General features: G+C 43.6%; 20 protein-coding genes and 1 pseudogene. 5 read left to right on the forward strand and 16 right to left on the reverse strand.

The features are described from left to right. Positions 1–116: 116 nt before the first annotated feature. Entirely contained in the window at positions 117–740 is a 624-nt protein-coding gene (locus AC4II3_RS16335) for an IS607 family transposase (RefSeq protein ID WP_075897498.1), read from the forward strand. 2 nt (positions 741–742) lie between these two features. Next, on the forward strand, positions 743–2,200 hold the full coding sequence (locus AC4II3_RS16340; RefSeq protein WP_488010784.1) for a zinc ribbon domain-containing protein: 1,458 nt from the start codon (positions 743–745) through the stop codon (positions 2,198–2,200). 173 nt (positions 2,201–2,373) lie between these two features. On the opposite strand, the gene AC4II3_RS16345 is transcribed toward AC4II3_RS16340, so the two are convergent. The 8 genes from AC4II3_RS16345 to nuoH all read right to left on the reverse strand — a co-directional run bounded on the left by AC4II3_RS16345 (position 2,374) and on the right by nuoH (position 9,719). Further along, positions 2,374–3,375, reverse strand: a complete 1,002-nt coding sequence (locus AC4II3_RS16345) for an N-acetylmuramoyl-L-alanine amidase-like domain-containing protein (protein WP_488010786.1) — start codon at positions 3,373–3,375, stop codon at positions 2,374–2,376. Between the two features lie 102 nt (positions 3,376–3,477). Continuing rightward, complete coding sequence (gene leuD / locus AC4II3_RS16350; protein ID WP_488010788.1) at positions 3,478–4,080, reverse strand: 3-isopropylmalate dehydratase small subunit; 603 nt, start codon at positions 4,078–4,080, stop codon at positions 3,478–3,480. An 11-nt stretch (positions 4,081–4,091) separates the two neighbouring features. Then, positions 4,092–5,498, reverse strand: coding sequence for a 3-isopropylmalate dehydratase large subunit (gene leuC / locus AC4II3_RS16355; RefSeq protein ID WP_488010790.1), 1,407 nt, complete (start codon positions 5,496–5,498; stop codon positions 4,092–4,094). Between the two features lie 141 nt (positions 5,499–5,639). Continuing rightward, a complete protein-coding gene (locus tag AC4II3_RS16360; protein WP_488010792.1) occupies positions 5,640–6,332 on the reverse strand; it encodes a rhomboid family intramembrane serine protease in 693 nt (230 codons plus the stop codon). A 319-nt stretch (positions 6,333–6,651) separates the two neighbouring features. After that, a complete protein-coding gene (gene nuoK / locus AC4II3_RS16365) occupies positions 6,652–6,963 on the reverse strand; it encodes an NADH-quinone oxidoreductase subunit NuoK (protein WP_008185025.1) in 312 nt (103 codons plus the stop codon). A gap of 122 nt (positions 6,964–7,085) precedes the next feature. Continuing rightward, the gene (locus tag AC4II3_RS16370; protein ID WP_488010794.1) at positions 7,086–7,700 is read right to left on the reverse strand and encodes an NADH-quinone oxidoreductase subunit J; all 615 of its coding nucleotides are present in this window, start codon (positions 7,698–7,700) and stop codon (positions 7,086–7,088) included. 99 nt (positions 7,701–7,799) lie between these two features. Further along, entirely contained in the window at positions 7,800–8,402 is a 603-nt protein-coding gene (gene ndhI, locus AC4II3_RS16375; RefSeq protein WP_488010808.1) for an NAD(P)H-quinone oxidoreductase subunit I, read from the reverse strand. Between the two features lie 198 nt (positions 8,403–8,600). Continuing rightward, complete coding sequence (gene nuoH, locus AC4II3_RS16380) at positions 8,601–9,719, reverse strand: NADH-quinone oxidoreductase subunit NuoH (RefSeq protein WP_071103183.1); 1,119 nt, start codon at positions 9,717–9,719, stop codon at positions 8,601–8,603. Positions 9,720–10,078: 359 nt separating this feature from the next. Between nuoH and AC4II3_RS16385 the strand changes: the two genes are divergently transcribed. Beyond that, complete coding sequence (locus tag AC4II3_RS16385) at positions 10,079–11,971, forward strand: SUMF1/EgtB/PvdO family nonheme iron enzyme (protein ID WP_488010796.1); 1,893 nt, start codon at positions 10,079–10,081, stop codon at positions 11,969–11,971. 137 nt (positions 11,972–12,108) lie between these two features. On the opposite strand, the gene purD is transcribed toward AC4II3_RS16385, so the two are convergent. Then, a complete protein-coding gene (purD, locus tag AC4II3_RS16390) occupies positions 12,109–13,380 on the reverse strand; it encodes a phosphoribosylamine--glycine ligase (protein ID WP_488010798.1) in 1,272 nt (423 codons plus the stop codon). A gap of 185 nt (positions 13,381–13,565) precedes the next feature. Here purD and AC4II3_RS16395 point away from each other — a divergent pair, with 185 nt between their 5' ends. Together AC4II3_RS16395 and AC4II3_RS16400 are read left to right on the forward strand one after the other, a co-directional pair. Further along, on the forward strand, positions 13,566–14,522 hold the full coding sequence (locus tag AC4II3_RS16395) for an NAD-dependent epimerase/dehydratase family protein (RefSeq protein WP_488010800.1): 957 nt from the start codon (positions 13,566–13,568) through the stop codon (positions 14,520–14,522). A gap of 136 nt (positions 14,523–14,658) precedes the next feature. Continuing rightward, a pseudogene (locus tag AC4II3_RS16400) lies at positions 14,659–14,808 on the forward strand (tyrosine-type recombinase/integrase); the annotation flags it as partial. A 9-nt stretch (positions 14,809–14,817) separates the two neighbouring features. On the opposite strand, the gene AC4II3_RS16405 reads toward AC4II3_RS16400, so the two are convergent. The 7 genes from AC4II3_RS16405 to AC4II3_RS16435 all read right to left on the reverse strand — a co-directional run bounded on the left by AC4II3_RS16405 (position 14,818) and on the right by AC4II3_RS16435 (position 21,096). Further along, positions 14,818–15,027, reverse strand: a complete 210-nt coding sequence (locus tag AC4II3_RS16405) for a type II toxin-antitoxin system HicA family toxin (RefSeq protein WP_008182201.1) — start codon at positions 15,025–15,027, stop codon at positions 14,818–14,820. Further along, positions 15,024–15,227 (reverse strand): type II toxin-antitoxin system HicB family antitoxin, encoded by a 204-nt coding sequence (locus AC4II3_RS16410; protein ID WP_008182203.1) that lies wholly within the window; start codon positions 15,225–15,227, stop codon positions 15,024–15,026. The genes AC4II3_RS16405 and AC4II3_RS16410 overlap by 4 nt, the downstream gene beginning before the upstream one ends. Positions 15,228–15,375: 148 nt before the next feature. After that, positions 15,376–17,607 carry a dynamin family protein gene (locus AC4II3_RS16415; RefSeq protein WP_488010802.1) on the reverse strand — a complete coding sequence of 744 codons (2,232 nt, stop codon included), beginning with the start codon at positions 17,605–17,607 and terminating at the stop codon, positions 15,376–15,378. 391 nt (positions 17,608–17,998) lie between these two features. Further along, entirely contained in the window at positions 17,999–18,283 is a 285-nt protein-coding gene (locus AC4II3_RS16420; protein ID WP_488010804.1) for a PP2C family protein-serine/threonine phosphatase, read from the reverse strand. 606 nt (positions 18,284–18,889) lie between these two features. After that, on the reverse strand, positions 18,890–19,021 hold the full coding sequence (locus AC4II3_RS16425; protein ID WP_488029378.1) for a hypothetical protein: 132 nt from the start codon (positions 19,019–19,021) through the stop codon (positions 18,890–18,892). 109 nt (positions 19,022–19,130) lie between these two features. Then, positions 19,131–20,552, reverse strand: a complete 1,422-nt coding sequence (locus tag AC4II3_RS16430; protein WP_488017215.1) for an FAD-binding domain-containing protein — start codon at positions 20,550–20,552, stop codon at positions 19,131–19,133. Further along, the gene (locus AC4II3_RS16435; RefSeq protein WP_488017217.1) at positions 20,545–21,096 is read right to left on the reverse strand and encodes an NUDIX hydrolase; all 552 of its coding nucleotides are present in this window, start codon (positions 21,094–21,096) and stop codon (positions 20,545–20,547) included. The genes AC4II3_RS16430 and AC4II3_RS16435 overlap by 8 nt, the downstream gene beginning before the upstream one ends. Between the last annotated feature and the right edge of the window lie 137 nt (positions 21,097–21,233).

Genomic DNA, 21,233 nt, shown 5'->3' on the forward strand with positions numbered 1-21,233 from the left:
TGAGAGCTATGAAGCTTATACAGTCTACTTTTTAGCTCTCATGTCGCCCCCCCAGTGCAATTAGACCACCTAAAAGTGCTATAAAATAGCATAATACAGTATTAAACGGACATTTTATGTATTTGACTCCGATCGAAGCTCAGGAGAAGTATGGTTACAATACCAGGACTTTGGCTAGGTGGGCAGAAGCAGGGAAGATTGAATGTATTAGATCACCTGGCGGGCATCGTCGTTATCTAGCAAGCTCTATTGAGCGATTGATAGACGGAGAAGATTCTCGTTCTGTAGTTCTCTATGCCAGAGTGTCAACTAGATCTCAATCTGACGATTTAACCTCTCAGGTTGAATACTTAGGCCGTAACTATCCTAATTGTCGGTGTTATTCAGAGTACGGGTCTGGGTTAAACTTCAAGCGACGTAAATTCATTGGATTGATGGAAAGAGTTGCAAAGTCCGAGATCAAGACAATAGTAGTAGCTCACAAGGATAGGTTGTGTCGGTTTGGCTTTGATTTTATAGAATGGTTTTGCTCCTTGCACAAGTGCCAGATTGTAGTCCTAAATAACACCTATAAGTCTCCCCAGCAGGAGTTAATGGATGATTTTATGTCCATAATGCACTGCTTTAGCTCTAAGCTCTACTTTCTTCGTCGCTACGAGAAAGAGATTAAAACTACTGTCAATAAAATGGACAATTCCGACAAAATATTATATACTAGACACGTGCCAAGTGAAAGATGACGATGCCCAAGAAAGTAGGAGTAACGAAAAAAATATCAACTCAGGTTGTCCCCGTAATAGGGATGACTGAGTCGGTTGAAGCTGAGCTACTATCTACTATGAGGAAATTGGGTATCGTCAGATCTGAGTCTTACAACAAACTAGGAAGTATTAACTATTGGGGACTGGACTGGAAAAAGGCTATCCCGGAAGTAAAGAGTTTTAGGACTCCCGGCAGCTTAGGGCTCCCCGCTAAATTAATGGATTGGACTATCAATGATATAGCCAAGGCCATTACAGCACAACAGGCAGCTTGCATAGATGCAACAATAAAGAAGATCTACAAAAGGTTCCCTGGGAAGGAGAACCAGGGCAAACGCAAGGAGCTTTGCAAGCAACTTAGAACTTTGGCCTTCTTGGACAACTCTCTCTTGCATAGACTTGTCAGAAAGGGATATCAACGTGGGCATTCTTGGATTAAGAACCAGATAGTTTACCAGCAAGAAGGTTACAAATGCAAAAGAATTTCTCGCAATACTTATCAACTAGAGCTAGCTGGGCTGATAAAGAGGAAGAGAAACAAAGTAGTTGTTAAGTCTAATCGAAAAATAAAAGGACAAATTAGACTGATCTTTAACCAAATCTTGCAAAGATTTGAGATTCACTTTTTAGTGGATCATGGAACAGTAGAGATTCCTTCTGAGCGCCGGAGTATTGGAGTAGATAAAGGGTATACAGAGGCTTTCTATGATTCAGATGGAAATGCTCACGGGAAAGGGTTAGGAAAAGCAACTACCAATAAGTCTGATCGCATATGTGTTAAGAACCGCAATAGAGGGAAGCTTTGGGCACTTCATAGGAAATTAGAAAAAATAGATCCAGCTAAATCGGCTCGAATACTTGAAAACAACCTAACTAGAAAGACAGAGAATCGCCGTTACAAGAAGAATCAGGCAGAAATAAAGGCAATAATAGGAGCAGCCTCTAAGTCTCTTTTTATTGGAGAATCTGTAAAGGTTTTTGCTGAAGATTTAACACAACCGATACAAAATAAGCGCCAATCTAAAGCCGTCTCTCGCAAACTGAATAGCTGGATGAAAGGAGAGATACGGGATTCTTTGCAAAAATGGGCTGATTGGACTGGATCGGTTGTGACAGAAGTTCAACCTAGCTATACGTCGCAAATTGACTCCGTAACTGGAACTCTATTAGGGAAAAGGAGCGGGGACAATTTTACCAGGTTTGATGGGGTCGTATTGCAGGCTGACCATAATGCTGCCAAAAACATCCTTGCTCGCGGTATGGACAAGGAAATTACCCGGTACATGAGTAGAGCCGAGGTTCAGGCAGTTTTGTTGCGTCGTACCGCGCGTTGGTTGGAAGGATGGGGGCTGGACTTGGTAGATGCGGTTGAGCTTGAATGGCTTGACTCTAAACATACTAAGAACCAGGCTTTCAAGCAACTCCTCATCGAGATGTGAGGAACGCCTAGACAGATGGGTGGAAGGTTCAACTCCAATTACTGTATGACCACCCCTCACTCAGGCAACAATAAATTGCACCTTGAGCGTTTTATCCGGTTTTCTTCCGGTTTATGACAGTTTAAGAGTATCTCAGATAATGCGGCAATGACAAACAGACCGGAACACCTGGATCAAAAACCAGGATCAACCGGTCGAGCAACTACAATCCCAAGGGAATGTCTAACATGTCTGGCATACCGTTGTAAATCACGGGCAATGGTGACTCTACCAGCAGGTGATGCATGAATAAAACCGATATTCCCGTCAGCAGTACGATACACTAACCCAGTGTGGGTGACATCTAGACCAGGAATAGTAGTAGCAATGCCAATAATATCCCCTGGTTGCAGTTGATTGTAGGCTTTCCTAATCTGATCATGGGGAATGAAATTAACAGTTGTCTGCTTCAGATTAGCTTCCATGGCTACAATACACTGGTAATTTGATTCATACCTGACCAAAGATGGGTACTTACCCCTGTGTTTACTCATGTAGTTGAGGGTTTTCTGGCGGGATACTCCTCCTAAATCTAGCGCTATGTTTTTAACTGTGCCCCTTCTCTGATTGTCATCAATCCATTGAGAAAAATAGTGTAATCGGCTGCAATAGCCATTGAGATTACCATCCCCATAACGCTGGTCACGAAGGTGATTGACAAAGGTCTGCTGAGAATAATCCTTTACGGCTATCCCTCGCGCTAGGGCTAGGATGGTTTCGACAAAAAGGACGCAGTCAAATTTATTGAGAGTGATAACTAGGGTTTCTTGGCTAGCTTGGTCTAATAAGTGAGCTTTGTAGCTTGCGCCCAGAAATTGCTGTGCGATCGCTTGCATGATATCTGGGAGCAGACGCTCAGACAAGTGGTTTGCGATCGCATACTCCATCACCTGGTCGAAACGCTTTTTATCTGCTGGGTCACTAATTTCTGGCAGGGGAAATTGGGCTATCATCAGTGACTCAGCCCGATCGTTTAATGATTCGGATATAGTGCTAGTAATTAATTTGGTATTAATTAATCGTTTATGGCCTAGTTGACGAAATTCTGACTCAACAGTAGCTTGAGATTCTAAACCAGAAGCCACACAACAGGTGAGTATATACAAAACCGCAGCTAGCCTCAAGCTTTTTTTCATTCTTAAACCTAAAACCTTATTACCTACTCGCGTCTTGATGGAGCGCGGTCTTGGGGGAAACCCCCATGACCGCGCTCCATCGCTATTCCCTGTTCCCTTTGCTTAAGAAACAACTCCCCAATCCATATAAGGCAACCTAGCGGCTGTCCCCCGAACCGCTTCTACTTGAGCAACCAGTTGTCCACAAGTATCCCAAGTCCCAGTCAGCAGCATGTTTCTTGGTCCATCGTCCATAAACACAGAAGCCTGCAACTCACCACAATAGACTTGCATCTCTTCCAAATCCAAGGTCATCGGGATTTCAGGATTCTGATGGAGGCTTGTTTGTAATTGCTTCACGGTTTCTGAGTCAGCTGTGACACAGGGAAGCCCCATCGCCAAGCAGTTACCAAAAAAGATTTCGGCAAAACTCTCTCCGACAATCCCTTGAATCCCCCATCTTGCGATCGCTTGAGGGGCATGTTCCCGTGAAGAGCCACAGCCAAAGTTACCATTTACTACTAAAACCGTTGCACCTTGATACTGGGGTTGGTCAAAGGGATGTTGTCCGTTAGCTTGAGCGCGGTCATCAATAAACACCTGTTGTCCGAGACCATCAAAGGTCACACAGCGCAAAAATCGAGCTGGGATAATCCGGTCGGTGTCGATATCATTCCCTACTACAGGAATTCCTGTTCCGGTAATCATCTTTACTTCACTACTCATCAGACCTGCTCCTATACCATCAACTCCCGAACATCAGCCACTGCCCCTTTAACCGCTGCGGCTACAACCATTGCTGGACTCATCAACAACGTCCGTCCTGTGGAAGACCCCTGACGACCTTTAAAATTACGGTTAGAAGAGGAAGCACTAATCTGACTCCCTTGGAGTTTGTCCGGATTCATTGCCAAACACATCGAGCATCCGGGCTCTCGCCACTCAAACCCAGCCTCCACAAAGACTTGATCGAGTCCTTCTGCTTCCGCTTCTTGCTTGACCCGTTCCGAACCTGGAACCACAAAAGCTTTGACTCCCTCAGCCACATGATGACCTTGAGCAAATTTAGCGGCTTCTCGCAGGTCAGTCAGTCTACCATTGGTGCAGCTACCGATAAAACACACATCCACCTTTGTGCCTTGAATCTCTGTGCCTGGAGTTAGCTGCATGTACTCATAGGCTTGTTGTGCGATCGCTCTTTCCGTTTCTGGCAAACTCTCCGGTATCGGAATGGTTTCATTAACCGCAATTCCTTGACCTGGTGTAATTCCCCAGGTCACTGTAGGCGCAATGTCTGCCGCTTCAAATTTAACCACATCATCATACACGGCATCGTCATCGGACCGGATACTGTTCCACCAAGCCACCGCCTGATCCCAATCTGCGCCCTTGGGAGCAAAATCTTTCCCCTTAAGATAGTCAAAGGTTACCTGATCCGGGTTAATATAGCCACACCGAGCGCCCCCCTCGATGGACATATTACACACAGTCATCCGTCCTTCCATCGACATCTGTTCAAAAGTAGTACCAGCATATTCATAGGCATAGCCAACGCCACCTTTGACCCCTAATTTACGGATGATGTGTAAGATCACATCTTTCGGGTAAACCCCTGGGGGTAAACTACCATTCACCTCAATTTTGCGAACCTTAAGCTTAGACAATGCCAAGGTTTGGGAAGCTAAGACATCACGCACTTGAGAGGTACCAATTCCAAATGCGATCGCACCAAACGCACCATGAGTCGAAGTATGGGAATCCCCGCAAGCCACCGTCATGCCTGGCTGAGTCAACCCTTGTTCCGGAGCAATCACATGGACAATGCCCTGATTTCCAGAGCCGATATTATAAAATCGAATCCCAAACTCCTTACTACTGTTTTCCAACGCTTGCATCATCTCCTCTGCCAAGACATCAGCAAACGGACGAGCTTGGTCTTCTGTCGGAACAATATGGTCTACCGTTGCCACAGTTCGTTCCGGAAACAGCACCTTCAATCCCCGTTCCCGCAGCATCGCAAAGGCTTGGGGACTAGTAACCTCATGAATTAAGTGTAAACCAATCAATAGTTGAGTCTGACCCGAAGGCAACGTGCCAACACTATGTAAATCCCAAACTTTGTCAAACAGTGTTCTCGCGCTCATTTAGAAAAGGCTTCTTACCTGGAATCCAAGAAAGGGGTAATGTATTTTATCCCCAGATTCTACATTTTATTCTAAAATATGTTATTTTCAACACATATTTGACAATCTTGGTAAAAAAATTAACAGCGTCCCCACCAATCACTAATCATCAAATAAACCTAAGATTGGACCAAGGATAGCTCCGAACACAAATCCACCAGCATGAGCCCAGTAAGCAATTCCTCCCCCCTCCATTCCCACTTGAGCCTGGGCTCCCAGACTAGCTATGCCATTAAACGCTTGCTGTAGAAACCAAAACCCTAGATAAAATACAGCTGGTATCCTAGCTACGAAAAATATGAAAAATAGGGGCACTAGAGTCAGGATTTTAGCATTAGGAAACCTTAGAATATAGGCACCCATCACTCCAGCAATTGCTCCACTAGCTCCTAAAGCAGGGATAGGAGATAGAGCTGAAAAAAACCATTGAGCTAAGGCTGCTAAAGCCCCACAAGTGAGATAAAAAATTAAAAACTTAATCCCCCCAAGTTTTTCTTCAATATTGTTACCAAAAATCCACAAAAATAACATATTGGACCCAACATGAAGAAAGCCAGCATGGAGAAATTGGGATGTGATCAGAGTCAATGGTTCTGGCACAGGCTGGCCCACAGAAAAACCCTCGAAGCTAGCGGTTAACTCCTTAGGTACCACAGCATAAAGCCTAAAAAACGTGTCTAGTTCTGGTTTATTTAAGCTAAGTTCATATATAAATACTAAAATATTAATAATAATCAGAAGTATAGTAATATATGGCGTGATTGTGATTGGGTTTTCGTCTCTTAGGGGTACCATAATTCGTTTTTATTTTATGAGTTCACCGAAATAGTCACACCAGATTATCAAGCCAGTTTACAAAATCAACTAATCTTTGAGTTTTTGCTAAGCAGTCAGTTGTCAACTCCCGTCTATGATCACACTTTATCTCAAGTTAACTAAAACTTGATTGGTTAACTATAACAAGTCAGCTGATTGAGGAGTGCTAGATTTTGGCGTTGCTGATCTAAGGAATAATATCAAGTCTAGTTGGGTCAGTTACCATTTAGCAGTTAACACTTACCCTCAATCATGCCACAATTGAGCAACGCCATATTCTATTTAGCTTTTCTTGAATCTACCACTTCAGCAGATTAAATTGTTCCATATCCACCGTATCCCGATTACGATATATCGACAGCACAATAGCTAAACCTACCGCTGCTTCTGCAGCTGCTACCGTAATTACAAAAACAGTAAACACTTGACCCTTAATCCCTGCTGAGTCCATAAAATTAGAGAACCCCATTAAATTCAGGTTGACCGCATTCAGCATTAGCTCAATAGACATCAGCACTCGCACGGCATTGCGGCTAGTTACTAGACCATAAATACCAATGCAAAACAAAGCAGCAGCAAGTAGTAAAAAGTATTGGAGTTGAAGTTCCATAAATTATGATGTTTTATGTAGGGAATAGTAGTTTTTCAATGGGTAATTAGTGGTTGGTTGTTTCCCATTGAGCGTTGACTGTCAACCGTCAACCAAACACTAACAAATACTAAACTCTTGTCTTATTTAGAATCCCCTGGCACAGAAGCAAGCTCCCGAGGACGTTCAGGCAAAGTCAAAGCTGTAGCAATTTCCTGGTCTCTCGAAACCAATTCCTCAGGAATATAATCCCGACGAGCTATGATAATTGCCCCTACCATTGCCATTAACAAAAGTACAGAAGCTAGCTCAAACGGCAATAAAAAGTCACTGAAAAAATGCTGACCAATCTCCACAGCAGTATTAGTAACAACCATAGTTGGAGCAATTTCAACTGACCATGACGTTACCAAAACCATTGTACTCAGAAGCGCAAACAAACCAATACAGACTATAGCCGTTGACCCAGTGCGCACCCAGCGCTTAGTCATTGGTGTAAAATCCTCTCGCTTATTCACCAACATGATGGCAAATAAAATTAGGACATTAACCGCCCCAACATAGACTAATATCTGTGCTGCTGCTACAAAGTCAGCATTTAGCAGAATATACAATCCAGAAATACCGATAAAAACACCAGCCAGTAAAAACGCTGAGTATACAATGTTGGAAAGAAGGACAACCCCTAAAGCCGCCCCAATCATCATCACCGATAGTATGGCAACAGAAATTAACTGAACCCCTTCCGCTAGATTCATGCTTAACTTATCTCCTCATGATATATTTTTGCCTAATCGTTATTAGTGATAAGTCATTGGTCACAGTCAACAGTCACTGAAAAGACCAATGACTAACAACTAACTCTTAACGTCTTCTTCCTTTGATTCCATTTGATCGAGAATTTCCTCTGGACGCATACCAGCCCGTTGAGAACCTGCTGGCAAATCATGAGGATCCATAACCCCCTTCGGTAGATAAGCCAATTCCCGTAGAGGAGTTACCATCGGGTCTTGAGTAACTTTATAGGGGAGGCGTCCCAGGGCTACATTATCATAGTTCAACTCATGACGGTCGTAGGTAGAAATTTCATACTCTTCCGTCGCTGATAGACAGTTAGTGGGGCAGTATTCAATGCAGTTAGCACAGAAAATACAAACTCCGAAATCTATACTGTAGTGTTTGAGATTTTTCTTCTTAGTGGCTTTATCAAATTCGTAATCTACCACTGGCAAATTAATCGGACAAACACGCACACAGACTTCGCAGGCAATACACTTATCAAATTCAAAATGAATCCGACCGCGATAGCGCTCAGAGGGGATTAGTTTTTCGTAAGGGTATTGTACTGTAATTGGACGCCGTTGCATGTGATCAAACGTCACCGATATCCCTTGACCAATGTAGCGAGCAGCTTGAACAGTTTCTTTAGCGTAGTCGCCAACCTGTTTGAGGAACTTCAGCATAATAATAGTTTAGTGTCTCTCTCTTGATTGTATGGCTGAGTATTGTAGTACTGATTTATGAGTCCTAAATTATGTCCTTCTTTTTCATTATATCCTGTCCGTTTTACTACTTATTACTATCGTTTTTTCGTTACTTTTTAGTTCTTAACGTTTACTAAAAAAGTAGCCAGTAAACGGACTTGATATAACGAGTAACTAACCACCAAAGGCAATTGGAAATGCCAATTTAAGAGCAGCAGTTAATAGAAGATTTACCAAAGCTACTGGTAGTAGAAACTTCCACCCTAAGTTAAGCAATTGGTCAATCCGAACCCGGGGCAGTGTCCAGCGTAACAGAATAGCTGTAAATATCAGGAAGTAAGCCTTTAGCAGGGTCATGGTAATCCCTAAAGAAGCAGTAATCACTTGCAACCAGGAACTGGTTTCACTCACCCCTAGCCAGCCCGCGAGCTTATCGAGAGGAATAGGGAACTCCCACCCACCCAGATAGAGCACTGCTACGAGCAAGGCAGACAACACGAGATTGACGTAGGAACCGACATAGAACAAACCAAATTTCATCCCAGCGTATTCTGTCTGATACCCAGCCACCAGTTCTTCTTCTGCTTCGGGTAAGTCAAAGGGGAGTCGCTCGCATTCTGCCAAGGCCGAAATCCAAAAAATTAGGAAACCCACTGGTTGACGCCAAACATTCCAACCCAGAATGCCGTATCCCGATTGCTGATCAACGATATCAATGGTGCTGAGGCTGTTGGACATCATGACAACAGCTAGCACTGCTAATGCTAGAGGAATCTCATAACTGATAGACTGAGCTGCAGCTCTTAAGCCTCCAAGTAAGGAATACTTATTATTAGAGGCGTAGCCAGACATTAACAGACCAATTGGCTGAATGCTCGACAGGGCAATCCACAGGAATATCCCTGTGCCCACATTGGTAATTACCAAGTTTTGTCCAAACGGTACAATCAGGTAGGAGATAAATACCGGCAGCACAACCAGGATTGGTCCGAGGGTGAACAATAAAGAGTCAGATTTGGCTGGAATAACATCTTCTTTGAAGACGAGTTTGATGCCATCTGCTACAGGCTGGAGTACCCCTAAAGGTCCAGCGTATTCTGGACCAATGCGCTGTTGAGCAGCAGCAGAAATTTTTCGTTCTAACCAGACCACTACCAAAACCCCTACGGTGGCAACGGTAATCATTAGAAATAGGGGTAATGGCATCCAAATGGCTTTAGCTGCACCAGCGGGGATGCCTAAATCACTCAGCGATTGAATAAAACTGCTTTGGAGGTCAATTCCTGGATTCATATTTTCCCATGAAGGTTATGATTGAGACCATCGATACCGCTGGTATCAGTGGGTATAAGTTTCTTTATGAAGATTTTTTGAGAACTTCAGTGTCTAGTATATACTTGAGTGCTGAATTTCTCCCCACCACCCAATCACTCATTGTCTATCCTAGACCTAAAGCATTGCTAGGATAGGTATATCGCTATTGTTTTTATATATAGGGTTCATCAGGAATTGGATGGGAGTGCGATCGCACTGTATTGATACCGCTATTGATACCGCTTAGGCCACGCTACGCGAACACATTTGTACTTCAAACTTCTACTTAACAGACTTCAAGCTAAACTTTCAAGTAGATCGACCCATCTTTGACCCCAATGAGCCTGTGCATAAATCCTGAGTGTCCTCAGCCCGGTAACCCTGATACGGATCTATTCTGCTCAAGCTGCGGTTCTGAGTTATTGCTGGCGGGACGTTATCAGGTCAGCCGGTTACTCGGAGAAGGTGGCTTTGGAAAAATCTATGAGGTGACTGACAAGGGAATTGCCAAGGTTCTCAAAATTTTGATTAACGATGAACCGAAAGCTGTGGAACTTTTTGAGCAAGAAGCCAGAGTTCTGACTCAGCTCAATCACCCAGGTATTCCTAAAGGAGAAGAAAATTTTACCTTCTTTCCCAGAAACCACCAAACCCCCCTATACTGTTTGGTCATGGAAAAAATCTCTGGGCTGAATTTAGAGGAGTATCAAGAAAAGCGAGGAAATCGCCCCATTGATGAAAAATTAGCCTTGGATTGGTTATTTCAAATAGTTGATATTCTCCAAGCAGTTCATCAGGAAAACTTTTTCCATCGGGATATCAAACCGTCCAATATTATCCTGCGTCCAGATGGACAACTAGTATTAATTGATTTTGGCACAGCACGCCAAGTTACCGAAACCTATATGGTAAAACAATCTGCTGGGAATGTTACCAGTATGATTTCCCCTGGGTATACTCCCCTAGAACAAATCCATGGTCAAGCGGTACCCCAATCGGATTTCTACGCTTTAGGACGGACATTTGTTTATTTGCTGACAGGGCAAGAACCCTCAGATTTGTATGATGCTGGCAATGATATCTTGATGTGGCGATCCCATGCACCACAGATTTCTTCGGAGTTAGGGGATTTTATTGATAGTCTGATGGTGCGAGTTTATCAACGTCCTAAGGATACTCAGGTTCTTTTGGAAAAGTTACAAGCAATCAACTCCAAACTTAATCCTTCACGGCCATCCCACAAACCAGATGATTCTACTGTTAATAGACTGCAATCAAGTCAAGTGGGGGGGTTTGGCAGTTTAGGAATAGCTGTAGCTGGATTTTTTAACCAATTCCAAAACTCCGACCCCTCACCAGTCGAGGGAGTGACCCTAAACTCTTTTGACTTCGATGTGGTAACTCTAGATAAATACGGTGACATTAAAAAGCGCCGCCGTCACCAAGCCCAATATTTCACAGAATACTTAGGCAATGGTTTAGGGCTAGATATGGTCTACATCCCTGGGGGAAGATTCCTCATGGGTTCACCAGAAACTGAGAAGGGACATAGCGACGATGAAAGTCCACAGCATTGGGTCAGAGTCTGTCCCTTCTTCATGGGAAAGTTTACGGTTACCCAGGCCCAGTGGCGGACTGTAGCAACTTTATTCCAAGTCTCCCCTTCCCTAAACCCCCAGCCCTCTAAGTTCAAAGGCGATACTCTGCCAGTGGAAAAGGTATCTTGGTATGAGGCGATGAAATTTTGTGCTATACTATCTAGGCTGACTGGACGAAACTATAGGCTTCCGACTGAGGCGGAATGGGAATATGCCTGTAGGGCTGGTACCAGTACCCCATTCCACTTCGGTGAAACCATTACCACCGATGTGGCCAATTACGATGGCAACTGTAGATACAGCTGTGAGCCAGAAGGGGTATATCGAAAACAAACGACTCGTGTAGGTAGCTTTAGTGTAGCCAATTCCTTTGGTTTGTATGACATGCATGGGAATGTTTGGGAGTGGTGTACTGACCATTGGTACCCAAACTACCTAAGCGCTCCGGTTGATGGTAGTGCTTGGCTAAATAGTATCAATGAGTATGATCATCATTCCCGGCTTTTGCGTGGTGGTTCCTGGGATATCATTCCTGGGATATGCCGCTCTGCTTGCCGCTTTAGCTATATCCCAGCAGACGATATCGACGTCAACATTGGTTTTAGGGTAGTGTGCGATGTCACTATGGCTTGATGGGTTCACCATGGGTAATAGCCGTTGAGGGGGCTTTGCTGGTCTGGTGTTGGTGGTATCAATGGCAGCAATAACTCAGCAATGCGTTCGCGTAGCGTAGCCCTTCGGGCTAATCGCATAAATTAAACCAATACAAGTCAGCCTTCATCCTGCAAAACCCGATAACCAATGTCCCGACGGTAATACATCCCCTCAAACTGGATACAATCCATAGCGCTATAAGCAACTGATAAAGCTTGCGCTATTGTAACACCCGTTCCGGTAACCCCCAAAACCCGACCACCACTGGTAACTAGCTCCTGCTGTTTCAGGGTAGTGCCAGCACTGCAAACTACTGCTCCTTGTTGCTGAGCTTGTTCGATACCAGTAATTACCTTACCCTTTTCGTAAGCTCCCGGATACCCCTTCGAGGCAGCAATGACACAAGCAGCAGCCCCTTGTTTCCAAGTAAGAGTTGGTAATTGCGCCAGTCGCTGTTGGGTACAAGCCAGAAGCAACTGATCTAGGGGAGTTTCTAGCAACGGTAGGATAGCTTGAGTTTCTGGATCCCCAAAGCGACAATTAAATTCCAGAACCGTTGGGTTTCCTTCTGGAGTAATCATCAATCCTGCATAGAGAACCCCCCGATAATCAATTCCCCTGACCTTTAAAGCCTCAAGGGTAGGATTAAGAATTTCCTTTTCAATCCGTGTGTTTAGCTCTGGGGTAACAATCGGTGCAGGAGCATAAGCTCCCATCCCTCCGGTATTCGGACCGGTATCCCCTTCCCCAATTCGCTTATGGTCCTGAGCTGGTAGTAAAGGACGAACCGTCAAGCCATCCGTAACAGCCAAAACCGAAACTTCTTGACCGGTGACACACTCTTCAATCACTACCGTCTCAAACCCATTCTGAAAGAGTGACTGCACAGCCGTTTGTGCTTCGTCTATGGTAGCCGCAACAGTTACCCCTTTACCCGCTGCTAAGCCATCGGCTTTGACCACAATTGGTGCTACCTGGGTTTTGACATAAGCCAATGCTGGTTCTGGTTCGGTAAACACAGCAAAACTTGGGGTAGGAACACCAGCCGACTCCATCAAATCCTTGGCCCAAGACTTACTCGACTCAATTTGCGCTCCCTCCTGGGTCGGACCAAATACAGGGATATGTTTACTTTGGAGATAGTCTGTAATACCTAAAGACAGTGGGAGTTCTGGACCAACCACCACTAGAGCTATATCGTTAACCAGAGCAAACTCAGCAATTCCATCAAAATCTTGAACGTTTAATAAAAGATTTTGGCAACCTGTTAGTGTAGCGGTGCCACCATTACCAGGAACACATATCACCTGCTCAATACTTTGAGATTGCAGTAGTTTCCAGGCCAGGGCGTACTCCCTTCCCCCATTGCCAATTACCAAAATCTTCACGTTTTTTCTACACTCTGTGCTGAATAGTCTATCTTATTCTATGAGCTTACCAAAGTATTGAAGCCATTTTTACCGAAAAAAAAATCCTCACAATTTAATATAGTGTGCCAGACTAGATTTAATATACATTCAAAAATAAACTAGTCTGACGAAAGCTTAACCAATAGTTTTAAATCTTAAATTTTATGGCTATTAATATCGTTACGGGTGCTGCGGGTTTTGTCGGTTCTCACCTAGTAGAAACCCTTTTGAATCAAGGTGATCGAGTGATTGGTATTGATCAATTTAACGATTATTACGATCCCAAGCTAAAACGCCGGAATATTCAAAATTTTAAAGACCATCCCGCTTTTGAGTTAATCGAAAGTGATATTCAGACCTTGGATTGGCGTCCGCTCCTAACTGATGTAGAGGTAGTCTATCATCAGGCAGCACAAGCTGGAGTTCGTGCCAGTTGGGGGGATGGTTTTCGGGATTATACCGAGCGCAATATTAATGCTACCCAAATCTTACTCGAAGCCGCCAAAGATGCCAAACATCTCACCCGATTAGTCTACGCTTCCAGCTCTTCAGTTTATGGTAATGCCGAAGCCCTACCGACATCTGAAAGCATTCTTCCCCAACCGGTTTCCCCCTATGGGGTAACCAAGCTAGCTGCAGAACACCTATGCTTACTGTATTACCATAACTTTGGTGTACCCGTTACTGCCTTACGCTATTTCACCGTATACGGACCCAGGCAGCGCCCAGACATGGCATTTCACAAATTCCTAAAAGCCATTCTCACCGATGAACCCATTAGCATATATGGTGACGGAAAGCAAACCCGAGACTTCACCTTCATCAAAGACATCATAGCCGCGAATCTGGCTGCAGGTACTAAACCAGCTGCTGTTGGGGAAGTGTTTAACATTGGTGGTGGTAGCCGAGTGGTGCTAGCGGATGTTCTCGACACCATTGAAAAAATTGTTGGACATCCCATTAAGAAAAACTACATCGAAAAAGCCAAAGGAGATGCACGTCACACCGCAGCAGACATTACCAAGGCCAAAACTCTGCTAAGTTATCAACCTCAGGTATCCCTATCCGAAGGCTTAGCCCAAGAATGGGAATGGATACAGACTCTTTACGCTCCTGTATAGCGCTACGGGCAAGGGCTTTAGGCAAAAGGCAAAAGCGATGCAGCGCCGCCAAAGGGGGTTTCCCCCATGAGCGACTGCATCAAGACGGCAAGAGGTAAGAGGCAAGAGGTAAAAAATCCTTTGTACCTCATAGCTTCGGACGTTTTGTAGTGATCTATTGGATGCGGGAGTGGATATCGTTACGGTTCAGAAGTTGGCGGGTCATGGGTCTCCTGTGACCACTGCCAAGTATGATAGACGGCGGGAGGAGACGAAGCGGTTGGCGGTGCAAAAGTTGGGGTTGTGATCACAGGTGTTACTGGAGATCTGATTCTTCCAATTCTGCTATTTTCATCAATGCTTTTAGGGTTCCTCTCTTCAAATCTTGATTTTTGTGAACTGGAACGGATAGGATTTTTTGAGCTCCTGGCTTTTCATAAATATGATGGCTTCCTGTAATTTTTCTCAAAACCCATCCTTTTTTCTCAATAATTTTACAGAATTTTTTGCCAGAAACAGATTTCATACTGTAACTTCCACAATTTTGCTGTTGGGTTCAGGAATATAGGAATTGCTGGCAACTTCTAACCAACCTTCAATTGCATCTTGAAGATTTGCTAAAACCTCTTCCATTGTGTCTCCCTCAGTAATGCAGCCAGGTAGTGCGGGTACTTCTGCCCAAAAACCACCTTCTTCTGCTGGATGTATTGCGACCTTAATCTGCATTTGGGTTTGCTTGCTCAATAGTTTTTTGTGTATTTTAACTCATCACCTCTGTACTTTTGTCAACCTTATCCACACCCTGACTACTCTTACGTTTCGCTCTTTCCACTTCAACTTTTGTCAGTCAACCAGGCTGATAGCTGACGCAAAGTCACTTCAAAAACTGCATAGATTTCCATTGGTTGCTGCTGATTGCTTTATCGAGCAAATTTTGCCACTCCTGCTGAATTTTTTGATGTTCTTTTAGCCTTTGGAACTCAGGCCATACTTTCGAGCGAATTTCTTCCTTTCTTAGAAAAATCCGCCATTGTTCTCCTATATCTTTGGAATAGTGAATGCGATCAAAAAACTCTCCGATGATGAAGTATCTGATTTGGCTTGGTTCAGTTAACCAGTGATCTAAGGTTTCCTTACATTTAATGACCACTTTTTTATGAAGCGCTTCTAGACGATTTTTTACTTCTTGTGGATTCAACTCTTCAACTTGGGATTCTCCTGACTGTGAATTTTGAATGTTAAGGGTGTTGTTCGTGAGCAGATCAGGTTCAAGTTCATCATCAAAGTGCTGTCGGATACTGTGTAGAATTAATCCTTCATAGGAAACTTGAGACTCCCAAAGGGTTCGGAATCCTAGCTCTAATTGATTGTTATACTGATCTAATAACTCGGTCATCACCCCTAGAAACTTGGCATCCCGTTCCCTGGTTAGATTCCCCAAGTGCCCCTTTTCCAGGTTTACCAGTACATTTGTTACTTCTGATTTGAGCTGCTCCACCGACTGCTGTAAGCCCTCGTTTAAGGAAAGAAAATGCTTTGAGAGGTTGGCTCGCATCGCTGCAATCGACCCGTAGTAGGTAGACCTGTAAGAGCCTCCGAATCGGTCTATGCGTTGTCTTTCAATTTCGTCTAGTGCTGGAATTCCCGGGTCATTTTGGCAGGCTTCCATTACCGTATCGACTTTTGCTTGAAAGTAAGGATCAACTGTTTTCCGGTCTGCTCTGAGTGTGTTGAGGAATTGTTCAAGACTGTAAGATAGTTCTCCTTTAAACTCATTGAATCGCTCCACAAATAACTGGTCTTCATCCCCAAATCCAGCTAGGGCTTTATTGGCTTTCTGTAACTGAGTTTCTAAGTCTTTATGGAGGATATCTAGGTGGTATTGGTAAGCTTGGGCATATTTGCTGTCGAGGTCTTCAATGTTGTTAACTAGGTAGTCTAGGATTAACTCCAGAACTTCATTCGCTTTATCAAGATTAGAACAGTCAGCAATGACACAATTAACCACATTTATGTGGTTTTCGCGAATCGTTCTTTGAAGGGTTTCACAGCCTTGAGAGTTGTCTTGATTACCATTAGCACTGCTCATTTGGTTGAGTACCATGAAAGACCGGTCTGGTAGGTCCTTCAGGGCTTCCTGGGCTTTGTCATAAAGTTTTGCATCTGTCTGTTGCCATTGGAAGCCTACAGGGTCTGGTCTCCGCACAAAAAGAACTACATCCACTCGCTCCCCTAGGGTTTGTAGCATCAGGTTTTCATCCCCTACTCTGAGGTCCCCTAAACCCGGTATATCTACTAAGGCGATCTTTTCAACTTCGGATTTACTGAAAGGACAGAATATCTCTACTTCTCTGACTGCCAAAACCGCGAAGTCACTATTGGCCTTTTGTTGGTGAACTACATAGTTAGATATTTCTTCCTTGGGCACATCTAATACCCGAGAGGAGTTTGGTTCCAGTAGATGGCGATAGTGATTGAAATGAGCATAATATTCGTTGCGCAGGCGTTCGTACATGGCTCTTTTTGTGGCAGCATCACTAGGCAGTTCGGGAAGCTGCCTAGCAAATTCATCCAAACTTGTTGGTCTGGGTACTAAGCCTAGTTCTTCGTAATAGGGAATTATTACTTCTTGAAGAAATGAGTCTTCATCATGGAATGTTACCCTAGCATAGGTTGGTTGATTTTGATGATACACTGTACTCCGAACTGCTGTGCAGGCTCCTCCTTCATAAGCAGGAATCTCATCATTGGAAAGTCCACTCAAACTTTTAAGTAGTGTACTTTTCCCTTGTCGCATTAACCCCACTACACCAATATTAAGGGTGCCACGGTCAAAGCGTTTATGAAGTTTAGCTAGTTGATCACTCTGATATTCCAAGCGATTGAGTAGTCCAGGGAAATTGATTTCTTGTAAGTTACCAGCTATTTCAGCATTATCGGCTAATTGAATTAGCCTCTGGCGGTACTTTTCTAGCTCAAGTAGTGTGGATTGAAGGGTTTTTAGATGGTTTTCTACACTGGTGAGGCGTTCAATAAAGGGTTTGCGTTTTTCAATAATTTCGGTAATACGAGAGGCTATATCCGTTCTCTGTTCATTTGTGTACATACAGTACTCTCTTGAAGTAGATATTGATGTGAATATATAAATTATCAATTGATTGAGGGACAAATCAGGGTAAACCCATCTAATTTGTTTATTTCTATATATAGTTTTAAAAAAATTAATAAACACTATATATAGCAATTATACGACTTGTGATATACAGTCTTATTTGACGTTGATTCCCTGTCTTGATGCAACGCATTCCTATTCCCTATTCCCTGTTCCCTAAAATACCGAAATTATGTAAATCATAGCTATAATAATTGGGAGCATCCCATTTTTGCACATAACACTTTAAATTATGCTTTTAATCCCTAGTATTTTCGTTAGTTTGAGCAATGGATTTGCCAAATTGGGATGCTCCCTAATAATTGCTATATACAACACGCCAAAGCTAAAAGCGGCTAAAATCTTGGACATAACCATCACTAAGTCTTGGTTTTGAATCCAGAGATTTAGTAAGAATATTACTATCTAGATGGTCAAGACTTTCTTGATAGGTGATTTGACCACTGGCCAGTAATATCGCTACTCGTGAGTGGTCTTCAGTTAATTGACATATCTGTTTTTTTCTAATTAAATAAATAGGACTGTCTCCCACATGAGCCACTAGTAAGTTGTTACTAATCCCTAAAATTACACTTAGTGTAGTTGGGAGTAGGTCAAAGTTGCAGAACAAATGAACTATGTACGATATGAGCTTGCTTAAACCGATGAGGAGGCTAGAGATTTAGTACAAATGTTCTGCATAAGTGACATGCTCCCGAACTAGATCAATCTAATTGTAGTCCATTATAGTGAATTAAATTATTTCAATAAAGTAATATAGTCTTTCGATTTGATAGGTAAAAATACTATTAACTAAAAGCAAGAGTTCCTCAAGTATATAGGATTTTTATAAATACTATTTCGGGGCACCCTAATACCAACATTAATTGCGATCTATAGCAGTTACCGATTGGGTGATGTGCAAATTACTGGGTTTTAGGGAGCAGGTACTGAGGCCGTCGGCCACGCTACGCGAACGGAGCAGGGAGCAAGGAATTAGTATCAGTGGTCAGATAAAAAAATAACCGATTTAACTGCAAATCAGCTTATTATTTTTAAATGATATGGAAACATAAAATGGATAAGGAAAGGGAATATAAAACAGGTAAAAGCTACCATTAGTAAAGAGCTTTGTAGAGTTTTCGATATTATCCTAAATCACCCATATTGTTCATGACCTATTTGTAAATCTCATAACGGTTTCCACTTGGGTGAGGTACTTTTTTCATCCTAGGTTTTAGGGAGCTAAGGCCGTGGGCAACGCTTTCCGGCTTTGCCCGATGCTGCTCGTTCGCGTAGCGTGGCCTACGGCCAAACGGGAACAGAACGCGGAACTTGCTTCCGCACCTGTGTTGATGCAGTCGCTCATGGGGGTTTCCCCCAAGACCGCCCTGCATCGCTCCTAAACTCCGAAACGTGAGTCTAGCTGACTTCTGACTTCTGACTTCTGACTTCTGACTTCTGACTTGCCCGTAGCGCTATAACTCCTTATACAATGCCTTAAACCGACGCTGCTGCTGATTATGATCAACAATTGGTGCTGGATACCCACACATTTCGCGTCCGCTTTCAGGAATCTTCCCAGTCACCAAATACTCCGTATCCACAGAACTCAACTCTGGTAACCATTCCCGAATATACTCACCGTCCGGGTCAAACTTTTTAGCCTGACTAGCTGGGTTAAAAATTCGCAATGGTTTAGGATCCATCCCACTAGAGGCACTCCATTGCCAACCACCATTATTAGCACTCAGGTCTCCATCCCATAACCGCTGCATAAAATACTTTTCCCCCCACTGCCAATTAATAATCAAGTCCTTAGTCAGAAAACTAGCAACAATCATCCGACAGCGGTTATGCATCCATCCGGTTTCATTTAACTGCCTCATCGCCGCATCAACGATCGGGTAGCCAGTCTTGCCCTCACACCAAGCTTGAAAGAATTCTGGATTATTGTCCCAGGGAAAATCTTGGAATTTCTGGCGATAAGGCCCTTGTGCTAATTCTGGGAAAAAATACATGGCATGTTGGTAAAACTCCCGCCAAGCCAGTTCCTGTTTCCAGGTTTGGATACTTTGCCGAGCTTCATCACTGCGACTCAAGTTATAAGCATTCTGAGCCGCCTGCCAAACCGTGCGAATCCCAATCACACCAAACTTGAGAGCAGCACTAAGTTTCGAGGTACCATCTACCCCTGGGAAATTACGTTGTTCCTGATAATCCCCAATAGTGCGATCGCAAAATTTCTCCAGAATCTCTTGGGCTACCTTTTCCCCTGGTGGCACTAACAGTTCATTCTCCCAGACATACCCCAAATCTCTAGCACTAGGTAAATCAATCACCCCTGCTGCCAAGGCATTCTCTTGTTCTATTTCCGTCAGGGATTCAACCCTACTCAAAGTTGCTACAGGTTGTGCCTTAGATTGACCTTGCCAATTTTTCCAGAAAGGAGTGTAGACACTATAGGGATTGCCAGACTTAGTGAAAATGTCTCCTGGTGCGTGTAATAACTGATCCCAATAGTTATAGACAGCAATACCCTTTTCCTTCAACCCTGCTGCTACCTCTTGATCCCGTTCCTTAGAATAAGGTTCCACATCCCAATTCCAACAAACAGCCTTAGCCTCCAGAGCAGCAGCTAAATTAGGAATTCCTTGCCTAGGGTCTTGATGTAGGATTAATAGTTGACTACCAGCTTGTCTGTAACTTTGCTGCAATTGTTGTAAGCAGCCAATCATATAAGTTACTCTTGCTGGCGCAATATCATCCCGCTCTAGAATAGTAGGGTCAAGGCAGAAAACACCGACAAGCTTTGGACTTAGCTCAAAAGCAGCAGCTAGTCCCACATTGTCAGAAATCCGTAAATCACGGCGATGCCAGAATAGAATCAGGTTAGTCATTCAAGAACGGGCGAGCCATAAAAAAGCTGGAAATAGATTTAGCATCCACTGGCTCACCGTCCAAGATAGCTTGTTCTAACTCTTTCGGTGTCATTAAAACCACTTCTATATCCTCATCATCATCTTGCTTAGGAGGGGCTTCCAATTTATCCAAATCCTCCGCCAGAAACGCATAAATGTACTCATCAGAATAGCCAGGAGCAAGGGGAAATTTCCCCAAATATTTCCAGCTATGAGCGCGATAGCCAGTTTCTTCTTCTATCTCCCGTTTAATAGTTTCAGCTGGGTTTTCATGGGATTCTACCGTACCAGCAGGGAATTCCAAAAGACGCCCACTAACAGCAAAGCGATATTGCCGTACTAGTACCAGTTTGCCATCTGGTGTTACCGGTACCGCCAAGGAACCACCAGGGTGACGGATGCATTCCCATTGCCCTTCTGATTGATTAGGAAGACGTAGAGAATTGACCTCGAAACTAAATCGTCTTCCTTGGAAAAATAGGTGTTTTTTCAGTAGTTGTGGGGGTTCTTGACCAGGTAGCATAAGAATAAAGATGAAGGATTAAGGATTAAGTATTCAGGATTAGAACAGTTTATCCCTTGGAGGAGTTGTGGGATCCCAAATCCCGTCATTGATTTTACCTAATTCGGGCAATTTGTGCCACGGAAGCACCAAGGCTC

The sequence above is a fragment of the Moorena sp. genome (assembly GCF_982860115.1).